Annotated in this window: 23 protein-coding genes; 14 read left to right on the top strand and 9 right to left on the bottom strand. The window is 40.7% G+C overall.

Annotated features, from left to right (window positions below; translation table 11 throughout):
• Positions 1-261: 261 nt before the first annotated feature.
• A complete protein-coding gene (locus K5Q22_RS03625; protein WP_205013563.1) occupies positions 262-1,233 on the top strand; it encodes a Gfo/Idh/MocA family protein in 972 nt (323 codons plus the stop codon).
• Here K5Q22_RS03625 and K5Q22_RS03630 read toward each other — a convergent pair.
• The gene (locus tag K5Q22_RS03630) at positions 1,208-1,978 is read right to left on the bottom strand and encodes an AraC family transcriptional regulator (RefSeq protein ID WP_205013564.1); all 771 of its coding nucleotides are present in this window, start codon (positions 1,976-1,978) and stop codon (positions 1,208-1,210) included. The genes K5Q22_RS03625 and K5Q22_RS03630 overlap by 26 nt on opposite strands.
• A 47-nt stretch (positions 1,979-2,025) precedes the next feature.
• Between K5Q22_RS03630 and K5Q22_RS03635 the strand changes: the two genes are divergently transcribed.
• From K5Q22_RS03635 to K5Q22_RS03660, 6 genes are all read left to right on the top strand, one after another.
• On the top strand, positions 2,026-2,685 hold the full coding sequence (locus tag K5Q22_RS03635) for a DUF2271 domain-containing protein (RefSeq protein ID WP_205013565.1): 660 nt from the start codon (positions 2,026-2,028) through the stop codon (positions 2,683-2,685).
• Positions 2,678-3,445 carry an FAD:protein FMN transferase gene (locus K5Q22_RS03640; RefSeq protein ID WP_205013566.1) on the top strand — a complete coding sequence of 256 codons (768 nt, stop codon included), beginning with the start codon at positions 2,678-2,680 and terminating at the stop codon, positions 3,443-3,445. The genes K5Q22_RS03635 and K5Q22_RS03640 overlap by 8 nt, the downstream gene beginning before the upstream one ends.
• Complete coding sequence (locus K5Q22_RS03645; RefSeq protein WP_205013567.1) at positions 3,439-4,701, top strand: hypothetical protein; 1,263 nt, start codon at positions 3,439-3,441, stop codon at positions 4,699-4,701. Before K5Q22_RS03640 ends, K5Q22_RS03645 begins: the two co-directional genes overlap by 7 nt.
• A 654-nt stretch (positions 4,702-5,355) precedes the next feature.
• Positions 5,356-7,182 (top strand): hypothetical protein, encoded by a 1,827-nt coding sequence (locus K5Q22_RS03650; protein WP_205013568.1) that lies wholly within the window; start codon positions 5,356-5,358, stop codon positions 7,180-7,182.
• Complete coding sequence (locus tag K5Q22_RS03655) at positions 7,179-7,688, top strand: hypothetical protein (RefSeq protein WP_205013569.1); 510 nt, start codon at positions 7,179-7,181, stop codon at positions 7,686-7,688. The genes K5Q22_RS03650 and K5Q22_RS03655 overlap by 4 nt, the downstream gene beginning before the upstream one ends.
• Positions 7,689-7,695: 7 nt before the next feature.
• The gene (locus K5Q22_RS03660) at positions 7,696-8,214 is read left to right on the top strand and encodes a hypothetical protein (RefSeq protein ID WP_205013570.1); all 519 of its coding nucleotides are present in this window, start codon (positions 7,696-7,698) and stop codon (positions 8,212-8,214) included.
• Between the two features lie 266 nt (positions 8,215-8,480).
• On the opposite strand, the gene K5Q22_RS03665 is transcribed toward K5Q22_RS03660, so the two are convergent.
• The 4 genes from K5Q22_RS03665 to K5Q22_RS03680 form a co-directional block, all read right to left on the bottom strand.
• Entirely contained in the window at positions 8,481-10,199 is a 1,719-nt protein-coding gene (locus tag K5Q22_RS03665; RefSeq protein WP_205013571.1) for a phospho-sugar mutase, read from the bottom strand.
• 90 nt (positions 10,200-10,289) lie between these two features.
• The gene (locus K5Q22_RS03670; RefSeq protein WP_014638079.1) at positions 10,290-10,859 is read right to left on the bottom strand and encodes an ECF transporter S component; all 570 of its coding nucleotides are present in this window, start codon (positions 10,857-10,859) and stop codon (positions 10,290-10,292) included.
• Entirely contained in the window at positions 10,846-11,394 is a 549-nt protein-coding gene (gene coaC, locus K5Q22_RS03675) for a phosphopantothenoylcysteine decarboxylase (RefSeq protein WP_074391200.1), read from the bottom strand. The genes K5Q22_RS03670 and coaC overlap by 14 nt, the downstream gene beginning before the upstream one ends.
• The gene (locus K5Q22_RS03680; protein ID WP_202848793.1) at positions 11,387-12,082 is read right to left on the bottom strand and encodes a phosphopantothenate--cysteine ligase; all 696 of its coding nucleotides are present in this window, start codon (positions 12,080-12,082) and stop codon (positions 11,387-11,389) included. Before K5Q22_RS03680 ends, coaC begins: the two co-directional genes overlap by 8 nt.
• Positions 12,083-12,381: 299 nt before the next feature.
• Between K5Q22_RS03680 and K5Q22_RS03685 the strand changes: the two genes are divergently transcribed.
• Positions 12,382-14,052 carry a formate--tetrahydrofolate ligase gene (locus K5Q22_RS03685; RefSeq protein WP_205013572.1) on the top strand — a complete coding sequence of 557 codons (1,671 nt, stop codon included), beginning with the start codon at positions 12,382-12,384 and terminating at the stop codon, positions 14,050-14,052.
• Positions 14,053-14,095: 43 nt separating this feature from the next.
• On the opposite strand, the gene K5Q22_RS03690 is transcribed toward K5Q22_RS03685, so the two are convergent.
• The gene (locus K5Q22_RS03690) at positions 14,096-14,905 is read right to left on the bottom strand and encodes a PrsW family glutamic-type intramembrane protease (protein WP_105183812.1); all 810 of its coding nucleotides are present in this window, start codon (positions 14,903-14,905) and stop codon (positions 14,096-14,098) included.
• Positions 14,906-15,120: 215 nt separating this feature from the next.
• Between K5Q22_RS03690 and K5Q22_RS03695 the strand changes: the two genes are divergently transcribed.
• Positions 15,121-16,437, top strand: a complete 1,317-nt coding sequence (locus tag K5Q22_RS03695; protein ID WP_205013573.1) for an FAD-containing oxidoreductase — start codon at positions 15,121-15,123, stop codon at positions 16,435-16,437.
• 57 nt (positions 16,438-16,494) lie between these two features.
• Here the strand turns inward: K5Q22_RS03695 and K5Q22_RS03700 are convergent, their stop codons facing one another.
• Together K5Q22_RS03700 and K5Q22_RS03705 are read right to left on the bottom strand one after the other, a co-directional pair.
• The gene (locus tag K5Q22_RS03700; RefSeq protein ID WP_205013574.1) at positions 16,495-16,668 is read right to left on the bottom strand and encodes a hypothetical protein; all 174 of its coding nucleotides are present in this window, start codon (positions 16,666-16,668) and stop codon (positions 16,495-16,497) included.
• 38 nt (positions 16,669-16,706) lie between these two features.
• A complete protein-coding gene (locus K5Q22_RS03705) occupies positions 16,707-17,438 on the bottom strand; it encodes a PrsW family glutamic-type intramembrane protease (protein WP_228475644.1) in 732 nt (243 codons plus the stop codon).
• Positions 17,439-17,705: 267 nt separating this feature from the next.
• On the opposite strand from K5Q22_RS03705, the gene K5Q22_RS03710 reads away from it, so the two are divergent.
• From K5Q22_RS03710 to K5Q22_RS03725, 4 genes are read left to right on the top strand one after another with little or no spacing between them, the layout of a single operon-like run.
• Positions 17,706-18,323: a DUF5052 family protein gene (locus tag K5Q22_RS03710; protein ID WP_024400873.1), complete on the top strand. Its 618-nt coding sequence runs from the start codon at positions 17,706-17,708 to the stop codon at positions 18,321-18,323.
• Positions 18,324-18,833: a GNAT family N-acetyltransferase gene (locus tag K5Q22_RS03715; protein ID WP_205013575.1), complete on the top strand. Its 510-nt coding sequence runs from the start codon at positions 18,324-18,326 to the stop codon at positions 18,831-18,833.
• Complete coding sequence (locus tag K5Q22_RS03720; protein WP_205013576.1) at positions 18,823-19,476, top strand: DNA alkylation repair protein; 654 nt, start codon at positions 18,823-18,825, stop codon at positions 19,474-19,476. Before K5Q22_RS03715 ends, K5Q22_RS03720 begins: the two co-directional genes overlap by 11 nt.
• Before the next feature lie 8 nt (positions 19,477-19,484).
• Positions 19,485-19,772 carry a DUF1905 domain-containing protein gene (locus K5Q22_RS03725; RefSeq protein ID WP_205013577.1) on the top strand — a complete coding sequence of 96 codons (288 nt, stop codon included), beginning with the start codon at positions 19,485-19,487 and terminating at the stop codon, positions 19,770-19,772.
• A gap of 295 nt (positions 19,773-20,067) precedes the next feature.
• Here the strand turns inward: K5Q22_RS03725 and K5Q22_RS03730 are convergent, their stop codons facing one another.
• Positions 20,068-20,844, bottom strand: a complete 777-nt coding sequence (locus tag K5Q22_RS03730; RefSeq protein WP_024384400.1) for a glycyl-radical enzyme activating protein — start codon at positions 20,842-20,844, stop codon at positions 20,068-20,070.
• Positions 20,845-20,975: 131 nt separating this feature from the next.
• Between K5Q22_RS03730 and K5Q22_RS03735 the strand changes: the two genes are divergently transcribed.
• Positions 20,976-21,719 (top strand): DeoR/GlpR family DNA-binding transcription regulator, encoded by a 744-nt coding sequence (locus K5Q22_RS03735; protein ID WP_011922238.1) that lies wholly within the window; start codon positions 20,976-20,978, stop codon positions 21,717-21,719.
• The last annotated feature ends 2 nt before the right edge of the window (positions 21,720-21,721 follow it).

Here is a 21,721-nt window from a genome sequence, read left to right on the forward strand (position 1 = left end):
TTAACTTTGGCGAGTCCGACAGTTGTTTTAATATAACTTTGAGCTAGCCACCGTCTTAAACGGTTCTACTAGTGGGGTGAGTTTGAGCTCACCTCTTTTTCTATTTCCATATAACACCAATAGAAAGAAAAATAAAAAAAACATGGCCTTTATTCATAAAGTTGAAGATAAAGTTTCGTAGAATAGGATAAGTTTACCTTGGGTATTTTTCCTATAATAGTTGACAGAAAGGCATCCCAAAGGGGATGATGGGTATGTTTAATGAAGCTTGCAATTTTAGGTGCTGGTATGATTGTGAAGGATGTTCTGCCAGTCCTTACACAGATTGATGAGATTTCCTTGGAGGTTATTTTATCTAGTTCTCGGAGTTTGGAGGAAACTAAAAATCTTGCAGCAACCTACAAGATAAAAGAGGTGACGAGTGACTATGCCAGCATTCTGTCCAATCCTGAGATTGACACCGTCTATGTTGCCTTGCCAAATCACCTTCACTATCACTATGCCAAGCAAGCATTGGAGGCGGGGAAACATGTGATTTGCGAAAAGCCTTTCACACTGAGGGGGAGAGAATTGGATGAGTTGCAGGCAGTGGCTCAAGAAAAAAATCTATTCTTGCTGGAAGCCATCACCAACCAATACCTGCCGAATTTTCAGGTCATCAAAGACCAGTTGGCAAATCTTGGTGACATTAAAATTGTTTCCTGCAATTATTCCCAGTATTCTTCGCGTTATGATACCTTTAAGCGGGGCGATATCTTGCCAGCCTTTGACCCTCAAAAAGGTGGTGGCGCTTTGAGAGATATTAACATCTACAACATCCACCTGATGGTCGGCTTGTTCGGTCGTCCCAAGTCGGTCTCTTATGCGGCGAATATGGAAAAAGGAGTTGATACTTCAGGCATTCTTTCCCTTGATTATGGCGATTTTCAGGCCATTTGTATCGGTGCCAAGGATTCATCGTCAACCATTTCGTCAACGATTCAGGGAACGGACGGTTTTATCCGCATCGATGGACCGACCAACGAACTGCCGTCAGTCTTTGTCCAAACAGGAAAAGACAAGGGACAAGTTTTAGATAAAAATGCTGGTCAGCACAGGATGTATGCCGAATTTGTTGAGTTTAACCGAATCATTACTGAGCGTGATGTTGAAACGATGGCAAAGCAATTTGAGCATAGTCGTCAGGTGTTGGCGATTGTTGATGAGGTCAGTCCCTATCAGCTGGCTGATTGAGGAAGTAGTCTGGTCGACAGTGTTTGCGGTATTGACTGGGGCTGAGACCAGTTTGTTTTTTAAACTGCCGATTAAAATAGGTTTGGTTGCCGAAGGCTAAAATCTGACTGATTTCGGTAAAATTGTAGTCCGAGTAGCGAATCATATTTTCAGCTGTTCGAATGCGTTGGTTATTGATATAGCTTGTAATGGTCATGCCTGTCTCATCCTTGAAGAGTCGGGACAGGTAGTTAGGCGATAGATTGACCGAATCGCTCAGGTCTGGCACAGAAATCTTCTCATGGAGATGTTGGTCGATATAGTCCAGACAGGTCATGACTGGTTTTGAAAATATCCGCTGGTGTTGCACTTGTTTTACTTCCTTAAGGAAATAGGCAATCATTTTCTGCTGGATGCCCTTAATTTCTGTGAAATCCTTAGCCTCATCCATCTGGTGGATGAACAAATCACTAATATTGTACGCTTTTTCCGCCTCGACACCAGCTTCAATGATAAATCGAGTGGCAAGGGTGGCGTTGGCGATAAACATATAGCGACTACTTTGGAGGGTGTCCTTAGAGAGGCTGACAGAACGCATTTTTTCAAAGATGCGTTCCCCCTCAGTCAGGGCTTCGTCCTTACCTTGAGCAAGGAGATGGTATTGACGCATATCTTCCGAATAGGAATCGAAGTGCTTGAACTGATTCTCACGATTGAGATAGGTCATGTAGGCTAATTTGGCTGAGACGGAGTTTTTCTCTAACATAGCCCTATCATATCATAAATTATCAACAAACTAAAAAGAAAGGTTTTATGATGAAAAAATCACTCCCTGTATGGCTCAGTGTTGGTGCCTTTACCATGCTGACTTATCTTTCCATTTATACCAATTTTTGGAAGAAGGATGCTGGTGGGACAGCAGTTGCGACTGGTCAGGTTGATATTGCTGACTCGGAAACGCATACTGATAGTCTAGATTCGGATTCAACCACTTCATCAAACCAAGTGACCATTTTACTGGATTACCAACGCATGGCGGGGTCGGCATCCAACCAGGTGGCAATCTGGGTCGAGAACCAGGCTGGTGAAGTCGTCCGAACCCTGTCGGTCAGTCGCTTTACGGCTCAGGGAGGTTTTTCTCGCCGTCCCGATAGTCTAAATCATTGGGTGTCAGCAGTTCAAGCCAGTCAGCTCGGTCAACAGCAACTGGATTTGGTGACAAGTCCAACGCCGTCAACTGGGGAAAATACCTATATTTGGGATGGCAAGACTGACGATGGACTGGGACTTGAAGATGGTCTATACACCATTTATCTGGAGGGAACCCTCTACTGGGAGAGCAATGTCCTCTTCCAGCAAGACATCGTCCTTGAAAATGGTTTTTTTTCCCTAGTTGGAGACTTAACTAGCGTCTATTCGAGTGATGATTCCTTTAACAAGGAGATGATTCAGGGGGTCAGTGTCAATGTCTAACTATCTCTATCAGCTTTACCATTTCTTTCATATGGATACCGTCTTTACCATCCAACTGGCGAGCCAGCGTTCCATGGATAAGGTTGAAGTTACCCAAGTCTCGCAAGCCCTGCACCAGACTGACCAATTTTTAAAGAGTGTGGAAGAATCACTTTCTGCCTTTCTCGAAACCAGTTCACTCAGTCGTTACCGTCGTCGAGAGCCTGTCATCAATGATAAACTGGCGACCATCATTGGTCTAGCTCGACATCTTGAAGAAAAATCAGGTTATCTCTTTCATCCCTATGATGAGCGAGGTTTCAATCCCACCTCCTTTGTCAAAGGCTGGGCTGTTGAGGAAGTTGTCAAGGGCATCTGGACTGATTTGGTCAATCAAGGGGTCTTGGTTTCAATCATCTTAAACGGTGGCGGTGATATGTTTTGCTTTAGCCAGGAAAACAATGATTTTGAATGGAAAGTTACCGTTGCCCCTCCAAATGCCTGTTTAAAAATGGATGAGGTAATTTCTCTAAGGCAAGGTGGGGTGGCGACATCAGGGAAAAGTCAACGAGGCAATCATTTTTGGAAGGGAAAGTCCAATTCCCTTGCTCAAATCACCCTAGTCGGTCAGTCTTTGGTTGACATGGATGCCTGGTCAACCCTGTTGATGACCCTGTCGGATGAGGAAGTTGGGGCATTTATCAGACAACACGCCCTGACTGCAACCCTAGTGACTAATGATAATCAGATTTTACAGTATAATGGAGGTCTTTTATGTTAAAACATCATCGGTTTTACCTAAATTGTTTGTGGCTAGGTTTGCTCTTTTTGATTCCCCTACCAGCAATTTGCCTACTCTTTGCACAACTTAGTTTGGATGGCAGAAGTCAAGTCGGCGTTCTCTACGGCTTGGTTGCCTATGTCTGGTTTTTAGTGGTCATTTGGCTGTCCTCCAGACCCAGTTGGTTAGATCGTTTAATTGGTTTGCCTGATATGTATATCATTCACGGGATAACCAGTCTTTTTGCTCTGGGCTTGAGCCACCTCCATAAATGGTTGCTCCCTTCGGAAGATCTGCCTAAGTTTTTAGGAGATATCGCCTTTTATCTCTTCCTGACCCTGATTGCCTACTCCCTTATTTTTATGGCGGGTTGGCTGACCAGTCGCTGGGTCTTGCTGGTAAATCTCAAGCGGTTCTTAGAAAAGCTCTTCAAACACGAGTTTAGCATTTGGATTCATCGACTGAATCTTCTTGCTGTGATTCTAGTTTATCTTCATATCTGGGTCATTGATTATATCCGTCAAGCCACTGGTTTTATGGTGTTAATCAGTCTTTATACCCTCTTTGCCCTTGGTTCATATGCCGTTTTTAAGCTAAAGAAGTGGCAGTCTGGTGTATTGCTTTCCCTAGAGTATCTGGATGATGGTTTGCTGAAACTGGATGTTAAGAGTCAGAACCTGACCCGATTTAAAGCAGGGGATTTTATCTTCATTAGGTTTCCTAATCAGCCAGATTTAGCTGAGCCCCACCCCTTTTCTCTTGCGTGTTTTGATGATTATAGCTTTTCCCTCATTATCGACCAGGTGGGTGATTTTACTCAAGCCTTAGCTCGACATGATATTGGAGAGGGACTTGAATTTACCCACGGCTACGGGGTACTTCATCGTTTCAAATCATCGCTTCTACGGCAGGATAAACTGGTTATGATTGCGGGTGGTGTAGGTATCGTCCCCTTTCTATCCTTGATTGAAAAAAATCCCCGTCAGACGATTCATCTGATTCATACCGTAAAAAATGGCAGAGCAAAAATTGCCTATGACTGGCTACAATGCCTAGCAACTAAGCGACCAAATTTCACCTACTTTGCTCAAGAGGGACGACTGGATGAGACCCAGTTGAAGGAACTCATCCCCCTAGACCGTGACAATTTTTTCCTCATTGCAGGTCCAATGGCAATGAACCGTGCCTACCAAAATTATTTGGTCAAAAATGGCATCCCAGAAGACCGCATCTATTATGAAAGCTTTGCCTTTTAATACTCATTTAAAACATGTTGAGGCGGTATCACTGCTTGTACGAGATGATTTATCATCGAAGTAAAAGCAGATGTTCCGCCCATGCGATAGCTGTCGCAGAACATAGTAATGCGGTAACAGCGAACCGTCGAGTGTGTTGCTCTGCTCGTAAAAGCCTAGAAACCTTTGAACGAAAGGGATAATGAAAAGCCTTGATTGTAAGGCTTTTTGCTTTGTGGTGGGAAAGTATCAGAGTGAGTAGAAGTGATAGTATGAAATTATCTAATTCTATTTCCAATCCCCCTGTGGGGATATGTTTATTTCTATTGACAAGGAATTTTTAGGAATAGAAGCATATTCACCCGTTAAAAACAAGACAATAGATTATCCTAATACAATTATGTTATAATGTTCTTTATTAAATAATTTGAAATTGAGGTAATATGAAAAAGAAAAGCACTTTATTACAATCATTTTGACTAGTTCTTTTTAGTACAGTTCTACTGTTACACACAAATAATACTGTATTAGCCGATGATATTGTCAGTACCAAAGGAGATAACACTGCTTATAACTCCAATTCTTCTCCAAATACATTAGATACCTCCTGTAAAACCAAGTGAACCCAAGCTTATCTCTGTTTCACTTCCGCTGGAACCTGTCAAACCAAAAGAAGTGAAAAATCCAAAGGAGCCATTGGTTGTTAAAAAGCCAAGCTCTCCGAAGCCAATGGTTGTCTTTTATCATAGAAGTATTTATAGACCACCTACAAAACTACCTTCGCGCTCTAATAAACCAGTAGTAACAATCAAAACTCCACCAGCGCGTGCTATTCCTCCTGTAACAACCTATCCCGTTAATCAGCCACGAATACATAGCAATCTTGAGCCAAAGTCTCCGATAGTTTCCCATTACCCTACCTATCAACCGTCAATAGTAAACAAAGCAAGCAAGACTTCTCCAAAGGTAAAACCATGGACACATGCTTCAACACCCTCTCTTATGGAAAAGGAGCTAAAAGACAAGCAGGCTAAACTTGATATCAATGATTATTTCCAGAAAAATCTAAATATCGACACTCGAGCTAATTCGGTCAGCACACTTGATTATATTGACTTTTTAGCTAAAAAATTAGGTGAAAAGCATAAAGGAGATCAGGCAAAAATCAATCGAGATTTGGCTTTGATGTTAGCTTATAGAGATTATGGAAATGATGACCTGCAAAATCTTCTTAATAGTTTTTTAAAGCCCCTTGAACATGAAGATAAGATTGCTTCACTTAAAGCAATCCACAGTAATCATATTTTGGATTCGGCAACAATCGATTTTGCGCATACAATGACAACCCTGGCTTCACTTGAAATGCAAGACAATCATCTGAATAATATGACAAAAGGAATCTTTAGTTTAAAACATCCACAGTACTTGTGGTTATTAGCAAAAAGTGGAAAACTAGGAGAGGCATTGGTACAATATGATTTAGGAAAAGCTTTTGCTGGTCACAATAATAAAGAGACAATCTTACAGCTCAATTCTTTTGTTGGGGATATCTATACCTTTAACTCTATAAAAGATGTTAATTCCGATATGGATGCTGTCATTTTAAGTAGTCATCCTGACTATAAAAATCTACCTTTGGCAGAGCGGATTAAAGCTTACTATGGTCAGAGTGATTTAAATGAAAAACGGCAGAAACTGTTTTTGGAAAGCTATGACAAGAATACAAAAAAAGCAGGAGAAAAAGCGGCACTTGATATGATTGAGGCGAGCCTGACCATGGGGGGAGTACTAGCCCTTGGCTATGCTTTATTGAATAGGCGGAAACCAAAGGATATTGCTCAAAACCTTGCTATCACAGATAAGGTAGCGCTAGGAGGCACCTTTGACAGATGGCGTCAAAAACCATTTGAAGCTATCAAGGATATTTCTAGTATCTATATTGAAAAGGCTGTAAACAAGGTTAAAGCTATTGTGTCCCCGATTGTCAAAATAGGAAAAAAAGTTGTAAACAAGATTCAAGATACAGCTAATTCACTTGTCAAAACGGGAAAAAATATTTTAAAATCAGGAAAAAAACAATTCAATAAATTCATAGAATTTATCTCATCCAAGAAGAAAGGATCTACCTCAAAACCAGCTAAAAAATCTCCCACAAAAGTTTCAAAATCTTTCAGTAAGATTGGTCGTAACATTACAAGACCTATAACTGGAATGCTTCAGAAACTGACAGGAAACTCGAAGGTTTCTCCAAAGCCAAAAGCTTCTGCTAAACCTAAGGCTAGTCCAAAACCAAAACCAACTGCAAAACGCAAAACAAGTCCCAAGCCCAAACCAATTGCAAAGCGCAAAGCAAGTCCGAAACCAAAACCAACTGCAAAACGCAAAGCAAGTCCGAAACCAAAACCAACTGCAAAACGCAAAGCAAGTTCGAAACCAAAACCAACTGCTAAACCAAAGGCTAGACCAAAACCCAACCCAAAATCTAAAGGAAAAAGAAGATGAAAAAGAAAATACTTGTTGCCCTTATCCTAACTTTCATAAGCCTCCTGCTTTGGGGGATTGGAAAGATGTATATCGCATATAATCTCTCTCACTACGCAGGGTACTATGTTCAGCACATGCCTCGGAAAGATGGGACGAATCCAGAATTAGTCATCATTTTAACTCATCTGGACAGTATTGAAAGACCTTCGACCAATAACTTGTCCTACGACCTTGATGGGAATGGTGCAGTTTTATTGGATAAATCTTTGGTGTTAGCATACGGGACAGATTTCTTACTCTGGAATAGTACTAAAAACGAAAATTATCATTTTGATATGACTGGAAAATTTTCTTATTATTACACTAATGATATTGATAACAAAAAATATGATTCGCAATATCAAAAAGAGGCGGAATTACTCCTCGATAAAATCCTACCTCCTATCCTAGAAGCGCAACCCAAGCCTAAAATCAACCTTCAAAAACTATTTAACGACAAATACTACAAACAGTTTAATGAATAAATTATCTATGAAAAAGAAATTACTTGCTGCCTTTATCCTAACCTTCCTAAGCCTCCTGCTTTGGGGGATTGGAAAGCTATATATCGCATATAATCTCTCTCACTATGCAGGGTACTATGTCCAGCACATGCCTCGGAAAGAGGGGACGAATCCAGAATTAGTCATCATTTTAACTCATCTGGACAGTATTGAAAGACCTTCGACCAATAACTTATCCTACGACCTTGATGGGAATGGTGCAATTTTATTAGATAATCAATTAATTCTCTCATATCGTACAGAGGAATTTAACCTGTACCCATTATACGGAAATGAAAACTATATATTTGATACAAAAGATGGAAGATTCGTTTATTATGTTCAAAACCTTAATTTTGAAGAAGCTGATAAAAGTAAGTCCAAGGAGCTAGAAGCTAAAAAAATCCTCGATAAAATCCTACCTCCTATCCTAGAAGTGCAACCCAAACCTAAAATCAACCTTCAAAAACTATTTAACGACAAATACTACAAACAGTTTAATGAATAAATTATCTATGAAAAAGAAATTACTTGTTGCCCTTATCCTAACCTTCCTAAGCCTCCTGCTTTTGGGGATTCCGTAGGAGAAGTACCCATTTTCTCTAATTAGATAAAATGTAACCTCTGTTATTCTTGTATAACTACTTTACAAGTTTTGAAAATTTGGTATTATCTGCATCATTTATATATTTGTATATTTATGTTCGAGAAAATCTATACGCATAGTTAAGAAAGAAAAGAGCCGCAAATGCGACTCTTTTTAGCTTATGATGATTACCCAACAAACTCGTTGATTTCTTTTTCGATGTTGGCGATTTTTTCTTCCGCTTCGGCAAGTGTTTCACCAACTGTTGCGATGTAGAATTTGATTTTTGGTTCTGTTCCCGAAGGACGAACTGCGAACCAAGAATCATCTGCCAAGGTGTATTTCAAGACATCTGATGGAGGAGTAGTGAGTTTTTCAACGTTTCCATCTTTGTCTGTCTTAGTTTGAAGGGCAAAGTCTTCAAAGACCGCGATGTCTGTTGCGTTGAATTGTGCTGGTGAGTTATCGCGGAATTTAGCCATGATTGCCTTGATTTGTTCTGCACCGTCTTTACCAGAAAGGGTAACAGAGATTGTTTTCTCAGCAAAGTAGCCGTATTCTTTGAAGATTTCATCGATACCGTCAGCCAAGGTCATACCACGTGAACGGTAGTAGGCAGCAATTTCAGCAACCATAAGCACAGCCTGGATAGCATCCTTGTCACGCACGAATGGCTTGATGAGGTAGCCGAAGCTCTCTTCGAAACCAAACATATAGGTATGGTTGTGTTTTTCTTCAAACTCTTGGATTTTCTCAGCGATGAACTTGAAACCTGTCAAGACGTTGAACATGGTAGCACCGTAGCTTTCTGCAATCTTAGTTACCAACTCAGTGGATACGATTGACTTAGCAAGGGCAGCGTTTGCAGGAAGTGTGCCTGCTTGCTTGTGGGCTTCAAGGATGTATTTAGCAATGATAGCGCCGATTTGGTTACCAGAAAGGTTCCAGTATGAACCGTCAGCTTGACGAACTTCAACACCAACACGGTCAGCGTCAGGGTCAGTTGCAAGAAGGACATCTGCACCGACTTCACGGCCCAATTCTTCCGCAAGGGCAAAAGCAGCTTGGCTTTCTGGGTTTGGTGAAGCGACAGTAGAGAAGTCAGGGTCAGCAGTTGCCTGTGCTTCAACAACTTGGACAGACTCAAAACCAGCCTGTGCAAGGGCACGACGAGCCAACATTTCACCCGTACCATGAAGTGGTGTGTAGACAATCTTCATGTCTTTACCGTATTTAGCAATCAATTCAGGGTTGATGTTGAGGTCTTTGAGTTCTTCAAGATATTTTACGTCAGTTTCTTCGCCAAGAACCGTAATCAAGCCATTTTCCTTACTTGCTTCAAGGTCAGCCAATTCAACTGTAAATGGATTGTCGATGGCACGGATGAAGTTGGTCAATGCATCTGCATCAGCTGGTGGCATTTGTCCGCCGTCTTCACCGTAAACCTTGTAGCCGTTAAATTCTTTCGGGTTGTGGCTGGCAGTCACCATGATACCTGCGATGGCATTGTAATGACGAACAGCAAATGACAACTCAGGAGTTGGACGAAGGCTTTCAAATACATAAGATTTGATACCATGCGCTGCCAAAACTTGAGCTGATTCAAAGGCAAATTCTGGCGAGAAGTGACGTGAGTCGTAAGCGATGGCAACACCACGTTTTTTAGCTTCTTCACCTTTTGATTCTACCAATTTTGCCAAACCTTCAGTAGCTTGACGAACGACGAATACGTTGATGCGGTTGGTACCAGCGCCAATATAACCACGCATACCAGCTGTACCAAATTCAAGATTTGTATAGAAGGCATCTTCTTTTGTTTTTTCATCCATTGCGACTAATTCTTCACGCAAGTAATCTGGAAGGTCCGCAAAGTCGAGCCATGTTTGATAGGTTTCTTGATAAGTCATCTCATATCTCCTTAAAAATTTTTCTATTAAACGCTTTCATTATACCATGTTTGAAAAGAAAAATCACGCTTTCACGTGATTTTCTGATATTTATTTTTGAACTTTCTGTAAAACTGGAACGATAGCTATGGTTAAGAGACCGGAGATGGTTAATTCTGCAATAGAATTGAATGAGACGATACTAGCTAGTAACAATTTTATATCCCCAGCATATACATTAGAAAATAGGAAGAAGATACCAGTCAAGACAAAAATTGTATTTGTCAAGGTACCAGTAAGACCTGCTAGTAGGAGCCCCTTTTTGTTTTTCATCAATTTGTAAACAAAATATGGTGTAACTCCGATTAAAATACGTGGAACTAAGGCAATCAGGATAGAATTGAAGTTTCCATGTTCTACGAAAGGAGAGAAAACATAACTCATCGGTGAAAGGATTATGCTATTGCGGATGATACTCATTATTCCCATAAAACCTCCCAGTTGTGCCCCTAAGCGTGGACCGTAAAGAATGGAAGCGATGATGATGGGAATATGGGTAATAGTCGGTTTTATTGGCAAGATAAAATTAGCAAAAATCATCTGACTGACCACTTCAATGACAATCATGATTGTTAGAAATATTGCAAGAGTCGCAACGTCCCTAGATTTATTTGTTTTCATTTAGAACCTCCATTACTTTATTAAGAATCACATCAACCTCGGCCAGAGCGCCTGTACCAAAGTCGCCGCAAGCAAGCAGAGCTTCACGCGGTTTGATTTCCTCAAAACCATACTCTATGAGGGTTTTGATATTTTTCTGGGTAGCAGGATTGAGGTACATGTTAGTATTCATAGCAGGTGCCAGCAGTTTTTTAGTACCAATTGGCAGAGCCAGGGCTGTTGCAGTAATAATGTTGTCAGCCATACCATTAGCTAATTTAGCTATCGTATTGGCAGAAGCAGGGGCAACTAAAAATAAGTCTGTTTCTTTGGCAATATCGATATGCTTGATAAGAGCAGGATTTTCTTCGATCATGACATCTGTGTGAACCAGATTTTTTGACAAGGATTGGAGAGTCAAAGGTGTGATGAAGTCCATAGCAGAGCGACTCATGAGGACTGTAACCTGATGACCGAGCTTGGTCAATTGACTGGTTAGGTCAGCTGCTTTGTAGGCTGAAATAGAGCCAGTAACGGCAAGTGTGATATTAGCCATTTTGTTCTCCTTTTTCTAGGGTATTTAAAATGAGCTGAGCAATTTCATCTTTTGTCTGTGCTTGAATTTCCCTTGTTTTATCAACTAGATAGGCAATGTGTTGATTTTCTCCAATATCCTTCAAGTCATTAGCAAGTATATAATCAGCGCCATTTCGTTCAATGCTTTGGCGAGCTACGGCAAATAATTCCTCCTTAGGAACATTAACCAATAGTTTGAAGCCAAAGAGTGTGATAGCTGGATTCCATGTTTTTACATAGGAAATGACCTTGGGAGTTTTTTTCAAGAAAAGAACTTGGTAGTCATCCTTGGATGAAATCTTGCTTTCTGTATTCTGTTTTTTTAGTAGACTAGAGATATCTTCAGTTGCTCTTAGTTCATCTAAACCAGTCATATAAACAGGTGTATAATCGGATACAGCCATGCTATGAATCAGGGCCTGATGGGTTTTGACTAAAGGTTCTAATGTTTCTTTCAAACTATCAACATTTGTGATTTCGATAATGGTTAAATTCTTCTGAGAATTTGGTTTGACAGCCTGTCTTGTAGTCACAAGAGTAACTTCATGACCACGTTTCAAGGCTTGTTCGGCAATGATTTTTCCAAGATGTCCAGAAGCATGGTTTGTAATAGCGCGGACTTGATCGATAGCTTCGCTTGTTCCGCCTGATGTAATCAATAGTTTCATGTTCATATTTTACTAGAATTTCTATTTTTCGTAAAGTTTGCACTAACTCATTTGCTAATAAATCTGTGACACTGGAAAATGATAACACTAATAAAAAATATAAGGATCAGCCTTAGACGGAAGTGTAGAGCAATGATATGATGAGAATACAGTTTTTAAAAATTTGTATCTGTTTAAGTAAGGGAACCTGTAGTTTTTCTGAAAATTCCGTACGTTAGTGAATAAATAGTAAAAAATATGCGAAAATAAGTTGTGGTATGGTATAATGTCCATAAAAAATAAGGAAATTAGGAGCTCTCATGAAAACAGATATTGAAATTGCACAAAGTGTAACCTTGAAACCAATCACAGAAATCGTTGAAAAAGTTGGTATCAGCTTTGATGATATTGAACTATACGGAAAATACAAGGCAAAATTGTCTTTCGATAAAATCAATGCCGTCAAGGAAAATGCGCCAGGCAAGTTGATTTTAGTAACAGCTATCAACCCAACGCCAGCTGGTGAAGGTAAGTCGACTATTACTATCGGTTTGGCAGATGCTCTTTCTAAAATTGGCAAGAAAACCATGATTGCCCTTCGTGAGCCTTCTTTGGGACCTGTCATGGGGATCAAAGGTGGAGCTGCAGGTGGTGGCTATGCTCAGGTCTTACCCATGGAAGACATCAACTTGCATTTTACAGGCGACATGCATGCCATTACCACAGCAAACAATGCCCTTTCAGCCTTGATTGATAACCATATCCATCAGGGGAATGTGATTGGGATTGATCAACGTCGTATTATCTGGAAACGTGTTGTGGACCTCAACGATCGTGCCCTCCGTAAGGTAACAGTTGGCTTGGGTGGTCCGCTCAATGGTATTCCGCGTGAAGATGGATTCGATATTACCGTAGCTTCTGAAATCATGGCGATTTTGTGCTTGGCGACGGACATCAATGACTTGAAAGAACGGTTGGCAAATATTGTTATCGGTTATCGTTTCGATCGCAGTCCTGTCTACGTGCGTGATTTGGCGGTGGAAGGTGCTTTGACCCTTATTTTGAAGGACGCTATCAAGCCAAACCTAGTCCAAACCATCTATGGCACCCCAGCTTTTGTCCATGGTGGTCCATTTGCTAACATTGCCCACGGTTGCAACTCAGTCCTCGCTACCACAACAGCTCTGCGATTGGCCGACTATACCGTCACAGAAGCAGGCTTCGGGGCTGACCTTGGAGCAGAGAAGTTCCTTGACATTAAGGTGCCGAACTTGCCTAAGGCTCCTGATGCTGTGGTGATTGTAGCGACCCTGCGTGCGCTTAAAATGCACGGTGGTGTAGCTAAGACAGAACTTTCTGCTGAAAATATAGAGGCAGTCAAGGCTGGTTTTTCTAACTTGAAGCGTCACGTTGAAAATATTCAGAAATATGGTATTCCAGCGGTGGTTGCTATCAACGAATTCGTCTCAGATACAGCTGATGAAATTGCAGCTTTGAAAGAACTTTGCGCTGAAATTGGCGTACCTGTCGAGTTGGCAAGCGTTTGGGCAAATGGCGCTGATGGTGGTGTTGAATTGGCTGAGACAGTTGTTGCTACTATTGATAACCAAGCAGCAAATTACCAACGTCTCTACAAGGCTGAGGATAGTTTGGAAGAAAAAGTGACCAAGATTGTTACGCAAATCTACGGTGGTACAGGCGTTGTCTTTGAGAAGAAGGCTCGTAACCAGCTGGCTGAATTTGCTAAGAATGGCTGGGATAAGTTGCCAGTCTGCATGGCCAAGACCCAATACAGCTTCTCAGATGATCAGTTTGCCCTCGGTGCACCAACAGGATTTGACATTACAGTCCGTGAATTTGTGCCAAAATTAGGTGCAGGCTTTATCGTTGCCTTGACTGGAGATGTCATGACCATGCCCGGTTTGCCAAAAGCTCCCGCAGCTCTCAACATGGATGTGGCAGCAGACGGGACGGCTATCGGCTTGTTTTAACAAGAATGAATATAAAAAATCCGCTCAAAGGCGGATTTTTTGTCTATTCAGATAGTTTCTCAACCGTTTGATAGGCAAGTAAGCCAAGTAAAATACTTATGATAGGAAACACCGTCTGGAAGATACCAGTGTTGAATGGTGAATTAAAGAGAAAATGGATTCCAAAGCTTGCACCAATCCAAAATACTCCCTGTGCTTTTGACATGCCTGTATTTTTCGTGAGAAGGGCTACTAAACCAATAGCAAATAGAAGCGTGAAAACCCAATGGGCCCAACCAGCTTGACCAACGCGTTCAAGAATGGTTTCAAAGCCGTCTAACTTATTCATGAACATATCTCTAAAAACAAAGGTGATGTCTTCCACGATTTGGAAACCTAATCCAACAATCACTCCGCTTACCAATGCATTTTTTAGTGTCATTTTTCTACAAATAAGCAGTACAAGTAGAACAGTTAGCCCTTTACCGATTTCTTCTGCCAATGGACCTGAAATAGCTGCGCCCCAGTCATTTAGGAAATTATCACTAGCTTTAACAATTTCGAGTAGGAAATATCCAATAGCTGTATGTCCAAGTTCAGAAAAAGAGATGCTACTTGTTAAGCCTAAAAGCCAGCTAAGACCTATAACTTGTTTTGAGATGTTATAGCGTTTAGCTAAGGAATATGTCAGTATTAGTAGGGGGATGATGTAAATAGCGACCAAGGAAATTGTGAGGAGAAAGAGAGGATATTTAGCCTCCATACCATTTGGCTTTCCGAATTCTCCAAAGATAATTTTGCAACCGTTGACAAATCCAATCGTTGCTAAGACGACTGGAAGATAGGTTTTACACATTTGAAATTTTTCTTTCATAGTTTGACCTTTCTGTATTAATAAACTAGTGTATGGATACATTGTATCAAAAATGAGTATGTTTTGTCTATAATCTACCTATTTTTTATCTAAGTCTTCTCAGTTATTGTAATGTTTTTTCCTGCAACTAGGCCTCCATAATAGGCCGTAGCAGAATTGTGCCAAAAATTTTCTTTTTTGATAGACTAATGTTGAAAAAATGAAAGGAGTATTTTATGGAACAATATGATTTAGTAGTCATTGGTTTTGGTAAGGCTGGTAAGACCTTGGCAGGTAAGCTTTCTGTGGCTGGGAAGAAGGTTGCCTTAGTAGAGGAAAATCCTGCTATGTTTGGCGGGACTTGTATCAATATTGGCTGTATTCCAACCAAGACTCTCTTGGTAGCAGCAGATAAAAACTGGACTTTTGAGCAGGTCATGGAGCAAAAGGAAACCGTCACTACTCGCCTGCGAAATAAAAACGAGGCAGTCTTGAAAGGCAGCGGTGCTAGTTTGTATCAAGGACACGCGCGGTTTGTGGCGGATAAGCTTGTGGAAGTGTCAGCTGGTGAGGAATCCATCCAACTAACTGCGGAAACTATTGTCATCAATACAGGTGCTAAGTCGCGCGTGCTTCCAATTCCAGGTTTGTTGGACACAGCTCACGTCTATGATAGTACAGGTATTCAGAACTTGGAAACTCGTCCTGACAAGTTGGCTATTATCGGCGGTGGTAACATTGGACTGGAATTTGCTGTACTCTACAGCAAACTCGGTAGCCAGGTGACAGTATATGAAGCCAGCTCTGCTATTTTACCAAGAGAAGAGGAAGTGGTTGCTAAGTTAGCCAAGGAGTATATGGAAGAAGCTGGTGTGACCTTTGTCTTGGGTGCGAAAATCGAGCAAGTAGCAGCTGCGAGCGAGCAAGTTGCTGTGACGGTAAATGGCGAAACGGCAGTCTTTGACGCTGTCCTCTATGCGACAGGTCGTGTGCCAAACACTGCTGACTTGGGCTTGGAAAATACGGCGATTGAGCTTTTGGAAAATGGTGCTGTTAAGGTGGATGACTACTGCGAAACGACCGTTCCAGGTGTCTATGCAGTAGGTGATGTCAATGGCGGTCCACAATTCACTTACACATCCCTAGACGACTTCCGTATCGTCTTTGGCAAGTTGACTGGAACAGGAACTTATAGCTTGAGCCAACGTAAGTCTATTCCAACCAGCGTCTTTATCACGCCTGTGCTTTCTCGTGTTGGTCTGACCGAGAAGGAAGCCAAGGAAGCAGGCTACGACTACATTGCCAATGAACTGCCTGTTGCCAATATGCCACGTGCCCATGTCAATAATGACCTCAAAGGAATTTTCAAGGTTATCGTAGATAAGGAAAGTAAGCTTGTTCTGGGGGCGACTCTCTTTGGTCGTAATTCAGAAGAGTTAATTAACTTGATTGCTATGGCGATTGACAATAAGATTCCTTATACCTACTTCAAGACGCAGATTTTCACCCATCCGACTATGGCTGAGAATTTGAATGATGTTTTTAATTTTTAATACTTTAGGGAGGGAAACTGTCTGCCTATACTCAAGTATAATCTGCGGCTTCGTTTCCTAGACTAGTATCAAGATCATCGAGTGACCATTTTTCTTTAATGAATCGTGACCGCCTGTAAGGGGCGGTTTTTTATAATTATCTGCGATTTCTTGGACAGATTGGAATGGGATAAAGATTGGTAATAGATATTGATGAATCAACAACCATTTCGAATACGTGGTTTGTAACATAATAAAAGCCTGTCAATGCAGGCTTGTTTTAGTATGTGTTACTGGTGGTGCTGAGTCGTTTCAATTTGGTCTACTTTGAAAAATGCAGCAAGTGCCACGCAGAAACTAAAGCAGAGCATGAGAACGGTTATTTCACCAGAGTTAGATGTTAGTCCTTCGTTGAATGGAGTATTTAAGAAAAAGTGTGCTAAGACAGCCATCAGCATCCAGAAAAGTCCTTGTTTTTTAGACATGCCGCTATTTTTTGAGACGAGAGCGACCAAACCGACTGCGAATGCAAGGGAGAAGGCCCAGTGAGTTCCGCCAGCGTGTAGCATACGTTCGATAAGAGTGGCGAAGCCATCTGCTTTAGATTTAAAGATTTGTTGGAAGACATAGAGGCCGTCTTCAATAATTTGGAAACTCAAACCTACAATCATACCGCTGACTACGGCATTTTTTAGAGTAAGTTTTTTGAGCAAGAGGAGTACGAGTAGTACAACTAGGCCCTTACCAAACTCTTCATGGAAGGGGGCGGTGACAGCTGCTCCCCAGTTTTGGATAAATGTTTGAGGTGGTTTGACGATGAATAACCAAAAAGCTCCTAAAAGTGTTTGACCAATACCAGAGAAATAAAAACTAGCTGTTATACCCAAAATCCAACTGAGATGGATAACTTTTTTAGAAATATCAAAACGTTTCGCTACATAACGAATGATAAGAATCATAGGGAGGACATAAAGTGCAACTAAGGAAATAGTTAGAAAGAAGAGAGGATATTTTCCGTCCATTCCATCCGGTTTCCCAAAAAAGGTAAGAAGAACTTTACAGCCAGAGAAAAAACTCCAAACGGCTAAAAAAATAAGTAGCTTCATTTTGTGTTTAGCACAGAATTGTTTCATAAAATGACTTCCTTTATATTAATTTAGTAGATGTCTCCTATCCCTACCGTGCTATAGTTTATCATAGCCATCTTTTTATTATCTCAGGTCTATCTATTTTTTCTCGGTTTTTGTATTCCATGATATAATAAGTAAAATATGTTGGAGGACTATTATATGAAATTGCAAAAGAAAATCATGTTATCTGTTGTTCTTGGTTTGAGCCTTGTTAGTTTGTCTGCCTGTCAGTCAATTTCTAACTGGTGGAAAAATACCAAAGAAGAATGGATTGGTTTGGAGATGACGGTACGGACATACGATGAAAATTCTCAATTGATAGATGAAATGTCTGGTAAGTCCCTATCGATTTCGCGGAATCAGGAATTTGACTCGGTGGATGCCGAAGGCTATTCCAATGCGGATTCGTCGGTCTTGAAGGTGACACTTGGGAATTACGAAATTGACCACGTAGGCTCATCTTTGATTGCAGCAGAAGAAGGTTTGGAAGACTTGTATGCGAAATATCAGACCACAGTAGATATTGCAAATTACGATCGTGCAATTCCGCTTGTTAACCGTATGGTATCTAGTCTCAAAAATGATTTTACAGGTAAGGCAAAGGTGGTTTTGATTCGTTCGCAAAACGGAACCCCGCTTGCTACTTATGTAGGTGATAAAGTATCTCTTTATGCATCTGATGCACCTAAGACTTCTGAACTCTTGATTGATGGCAAACGGTTAATTATCTACCGTTGTGATTATACAATTTATGATAGAGAATTATTGGAGAACTAAATGATAGACATTCGTTCCGCAAGGATAGAGGATGCTGCAGACCTTGTGGCAATTTATGCTCCTTATGTAGAAAAGACCGCTATTACCTTTGAAACAGAGGTGCCGACTGTCGAAGCCTTTGCAAGTCGAATTGAAAAGACCTTGGAGAAGTTTCCCTATCTGGTCGCAGTTGAAGAGGGAGCTCTTGTTGGTTATGCCTATGCTTCAACCTACTATGCCCGTGCGGCTTACGATTGGACGGTGGAATTATCTGTCTATATCCAGCAAGATGCTCGAGGAAAAGGAATCGGCTCCTTGCTCTATGATGCCTTGGAAGAGGAATTGACGGTGCGTGGTTTTAAAAATTTCTTAGCCTGCATTGCCCTACCAAACCCAGCCTCTATAGCACTCCATGAGAAGAGGGGCTATGAACAGGTAGCTCATTTCAAAAAAGTTGGTTATAAATTTGATACATGGCATGATATTGTCTGGCTTCAAAAATCTCTTGTAGGTAAGCAAAATGAAGATTGAAGAATTAGAAAAACGCTTGTTGGCTGTGGCGGATGCCAGTCAGGCCCAGCCTATGAAAGCCTACATGAAGAATCACTTTGACTTTCTAGGTGTTCGGACACCTGATCGACGGAAAGTTGCTAGGCAATTTTTCAAAGAATCTAAGGCTCAGGGAATTGACTGGGACTTTGTAGAGGCTTGCTGGTCTAAGCCCTATCGTGAATTTCAATATATCGCCATTGATTATCTGGTTACCAAGAAAAAAGAATTGGTTTTAGCTGATTTACCTCGATTGAAAAAACTGGCTCAAAGTAAGTCTTGGTGGGATAGTATTGATGGATTAGATAAACTAGTCGGTAAGATTGTTTTGGACAATCCAGAGGCAAAGCAGACAATCTTGGAATGGAGTTTGGATGATGATTTCTGGTTGAGGCGAATTGCCATTGGCCACCAACTTTTGCAAAAAGAAAAGACAGATACGGAACTGTTGGAACAAATCCTGATCAATAATCTCAATCAGACTGAATTTTTTATCAATAAGGCAATCGGCTGGAGTTTGCGGGATTATTCTAAGACTAATCCTGACTGGGTGCGGGCTTTCCTTGACAAATATCGTTCCCAAATGGCAGGCTTGTCCATCCGTGAGGCTAGTAAGTATATCTAGGAGGAGCCATGTCTAAAGTCTATGAATTTGAAGCCCTTATCCACCCGGTACCAGACAAGGTTGGAGCCTATGTCATATTTCCCTATGATATACGAGAAGAGTTTGGCAAGGGGAGGGTAAAGGTACATGCCAGATTTGATGGTCATCCCTATGATGGCTCCATTGTCAATATGGGAGTTAAGGATGAAGCAGGCAATATCTGTTACATTATTGGCGTTCAAAAGGCTATTCGAGCTACTATTGGTAAACAGGCTGGTGATAGAGTACAAGTAACCATTCAAGAACGAATGGAGTAATCAGGCTTGCAAATCCTTGAGATTATGGTAGAATAGATTCATGCGATGAGCCGAGTAGTGACTTTGTCACTTTCGACGCTAGGGAGGTCTTCATTTGATTGAAACGCAGGAGCGGACCTTGAATAGTTGTGTGAACCTTCTATTCTCATCGGAAACGATGCCCTGGCCCACCTTTATGGTGGGCTTTTTTTTGCATACTAATATGCTTCAGATAATCTATCGGAAGCATATTTCAGTATGTATTTCTATAGGAATGCTATTGGCTCAGCCGAGGAAGTTTTTGTATTTCTCAAAGTTAGAAATAGCAGTTGATATTATGTTTGATGAAGATTGCTTGATAGTCTTTTAAATCTTCTGGATGGAGAGCCTTGACATCGGTCATAGCATAGGTTCGATTGAGAAGCTTATACTTATTTTCTCCAAATTGATGGAAGGGGAGTAGTTGAACTTTGTCAATCTTGAGTTGATTAAAGAGACAGGCGAATTGTTCAGCATCTTCGAGGGAATTATTAAAGTCAGGGATAACAGGGATACGTAGGACGATTTCTTTTCCGATGGAAAAGGCGTATTGGATATTTTGTATGATAAGGTTATTGTTGACGCCGGTGACTTTTCGATGAGAAATTGTATTGTAATGTTTTAAATCAGTATAGATAAAGTCAACGTATTGGATAAGGTCAACAAATTTGCGGTGTTCTACGAAAGCGGTGGTTTCAATAGCGGTATGAAGGCCGTGTTTTTTTGCCTCCATAAGAATAGCTTTCGCAAACTCATATTGGGCAAAAATTTCTCCGCCAGACAGCGTGAGCCCCCCACCAGATTCTTCATAAAAATCAATGTCTTTCATGACTTCGGATATGATGTCATCAACAGATTTTTCTTCTCCCATGATGGTCATTTTTTTACTAACAGCATCAAGCATGGGTTCAGGTTTTCGTTTTTGAGATTCTGGATTTGCACACCAAGGACAACGTAGGGGGCAGCCTTTCAAGAAAACTGTCGTACGTATACCTGGACCGTCATGGAGTGAAAAATGTTGAATGTTAAAAATAATGCCTTTTCGTGTATTCATGCTCTTTCTCCTTTTCGATTAATTTGATTTTATCACACAAAAGAAAGTTTTACAATTACGAACGTAAGTTGAAAAGTTGCAAATAGTTGAAAAAGAGTCAAAATTTGATAGAATAATGATGAGGTGATGAAATGGAACGATTAGATAAAATTATACAACTGGTATCTCAACATGAAAAAATAGATGTCAATAGTTTGGCGGAGCAACTGGACGTTTCTAAGGTAACCATCCGTAAAGATTTGGATAAGTTAGAATCAAAAGGTTTATTACGTAGAGAACACGGCTATGCTGTTCTAAATAGTGGCGATGACCTCAATATTCGGATGTCCTTTCGCTATGACGTAAAAAAACGAATTGCAAAAGAAGCAGCAAATCTTATTGCCGACAATGAAACGATTATGATAGAGTCTGGGTCAACTTGTGCTCTCTTGGCAGAAGAAATTTGCAAAACCAAGAGAAATGTGACCATCATAACAAATTCTTATTTTATAGCCAATTATGTGCGACAATATGATAGCTGTCAGATTATTTTATTGGGTGGTGAGTTTCAAAAAGATTCCCAAGTAACAGTTGGGCCGCTCTTACATAAAATGATTCAGTTTTTCCATGTTGATAAGGCTTTTGTAGGAACTGATGGCTATGATAGTGAGCATGGTTTTACAGGTAAAAACTTAATGCGAAGCGAAGTAGTACAATACATGTCTGACGTTGCTGAAAACATGATTGTGCTAACAGATTCTAGTAAATTCACAAAACGAGGGACAGTTCGCAGATTTGGTTTAAGTCAAGTTGCTCAGGTCATTACAGATACGTCGATTTCTGAAGATCTTGTCAAGGAATTAGAAAATGCTAGAGTCACAGTAAGGCTAGTTTAGGT

This window comes from Streptococcus sp. 2018162, from assembly GCF_019754175.1.
In the GTDB taxonomy this organism is placed as follows: Bacteria; Bacillota; Bacilli; order Lactobacillales; family Streptococcaceae; genus Streptococcus; species Streptococcus hashimotonensis.

Bases quoted from the DNA above. Each gene is read 5' to 3' on its own strand.
- K5Q22_RS03660 (WP_205013570.1), top strand. From the start codon at position 7,696: ATGAAAAAGAAATTACTTGCTGCCTTTATCCTAACCTTCCTAAGCCTC.
- K5Q22_RS03730 (WP_024384400.1), bottom strand. From the start codon at position 20,844: ATGAATACACGAAAAGGCATTATTTTTAACATTCAACATTTTTCACTC.
- K5Q22_RS03720 (WP_205013576.1), top strand. From the start codon at position 18,823: ATGAAGATTGAAGAATTAGAAAAACGCTTGTTGGCTGTGGCGGATGCC.
- K5Q22_RS03635 (WP_205013565.1), top strand. From the start codon at position 2,026: ATGATGAAAAAATCACTCCCTGTATGGCTCAGTGTTGGTGCCTTTACC.
- K5Q22_RS03640 (WP_205013566.1), top strand. From the start codon at position 2,678: ATGTCTAACTATCTCTATCAGCTTTACCATTTCTTTCATATGGATACC.
- coaC (WP_074391200.1), bottom strand. From the start codon at position 11,394: ATGGCTAATATCACACTTGCCGTTACTGGCTCTATTTCAGCCTACAAA.
- K5Q22_RS03725 (WP_205013577.1), top strand. From the start codon at position 19,485: ATGTCTAAAGTCTATGAATTTGAAGCCCTTATCCACCCGGTACCAGAC.
- K5Q22_RS03630 (WP_205013564.1), bottom strand. From the start codon at position 1,978: ATGTTAGAGAAAAACTCCGTCTCAGCCAAATTAGCCTACATGACCTAT.
- K5Q22_RS03685 (WP_205013572.1), top strand. From the start codon at position 12,382: ATGAAAACAGATATTGAAATTGCACAAAGTGTAACCTTGAAACCAATC.
- K5Q22_RS03670 (WP_014638079.1), bottom strand. From the start codon at position 10,859: ATGAAAACAAATAAATCTAGGGACGTTGCGACTCTTGCAATATTTCTA.
- K5Q22_RS03700 (WP_205013574.1), bottom strand. From the start codon at position 16,668: ATGTTACAAACCACGTATTCGAAATGGTTGTTGATTCATCAATATCTA.
- K5Q22_RS03715 (WP_205013575.1), top strand. From the start codon at position 18,324: ATGATAGACATTCGTTCCGCAAGGATAGAGGATGCTGCAGACCTTGTG.
- K5Q22_RS03710 (WP_024400873.1), top strand. From the start codon at position 17,706: ATGAAATTGCAAAAGAAAATCATGTTATCTGTTGTTCTTGGTTTGAGC.
- K5Q22_RS03655 (WP_205013569.1), top strand. From the start codon at position 7,179: ATGAAAAAGAAAATACTTGTTGCCCTTATCCTAACTTTCATAAGCCTC.
- K5Q22_RS03690 (WP_105183812.1), bottom strand. From the start codon at position 14,905: ATGAAAGAAAAATTTCAAATGTGTAAAACCTATCTTCCAGTCGTCTTA.
- K5Q22_RS03695 (WP_205013573.1), top strand. From the start codon at position 15,121: ATGGAACAATATGATTTAGTAGTCATTGGTTTTGGTAAGGCTGGTAAG.
- K5Q22_RS03735 (WP_011922238.1), top strand. From the start codon at position 20,976: ATGGAACGATTAGATAAAATTATACAACTGGTATCTCAACATGAAAAA.
- K5Q22_RS03625 (WP_205013563.1), top strand. From the start codon at position 262: ATGAAGCTTGCAATTTTAGGTGCTGGTATGATTGTGAAGGATGTTCTG.
- K5Q22_RS03665 (WP_205013571.1), bottom strand. From the start codon at position 10,199: ATGACTTATCAAGAAACCTATCAAACATGGCTCGACTTTGCGGACCTT.
- K5Q22_RS03645 (WP_205013567.1), top strand. From the start codon at position 3,439: ATGTTAAAACATCATCGGTTTTACCTAAATTGTTTGTGGCTAGGTTTG.
- K5Q22_RS03680 (WP_202848793.1), bottom strand. From the start codon at position 12,082: ATGAAACTATTGATTACATCAGGCGGAACAAGCGAAGCTATCGATCAA.
- K5Q22_RS03705 (WP_228475644.1), bottom strand. From the start codon at position 17,438: ATGGACGGAAAATATCCTCTCTTCTTTCTAACTATTTCCTTAGTTGCA.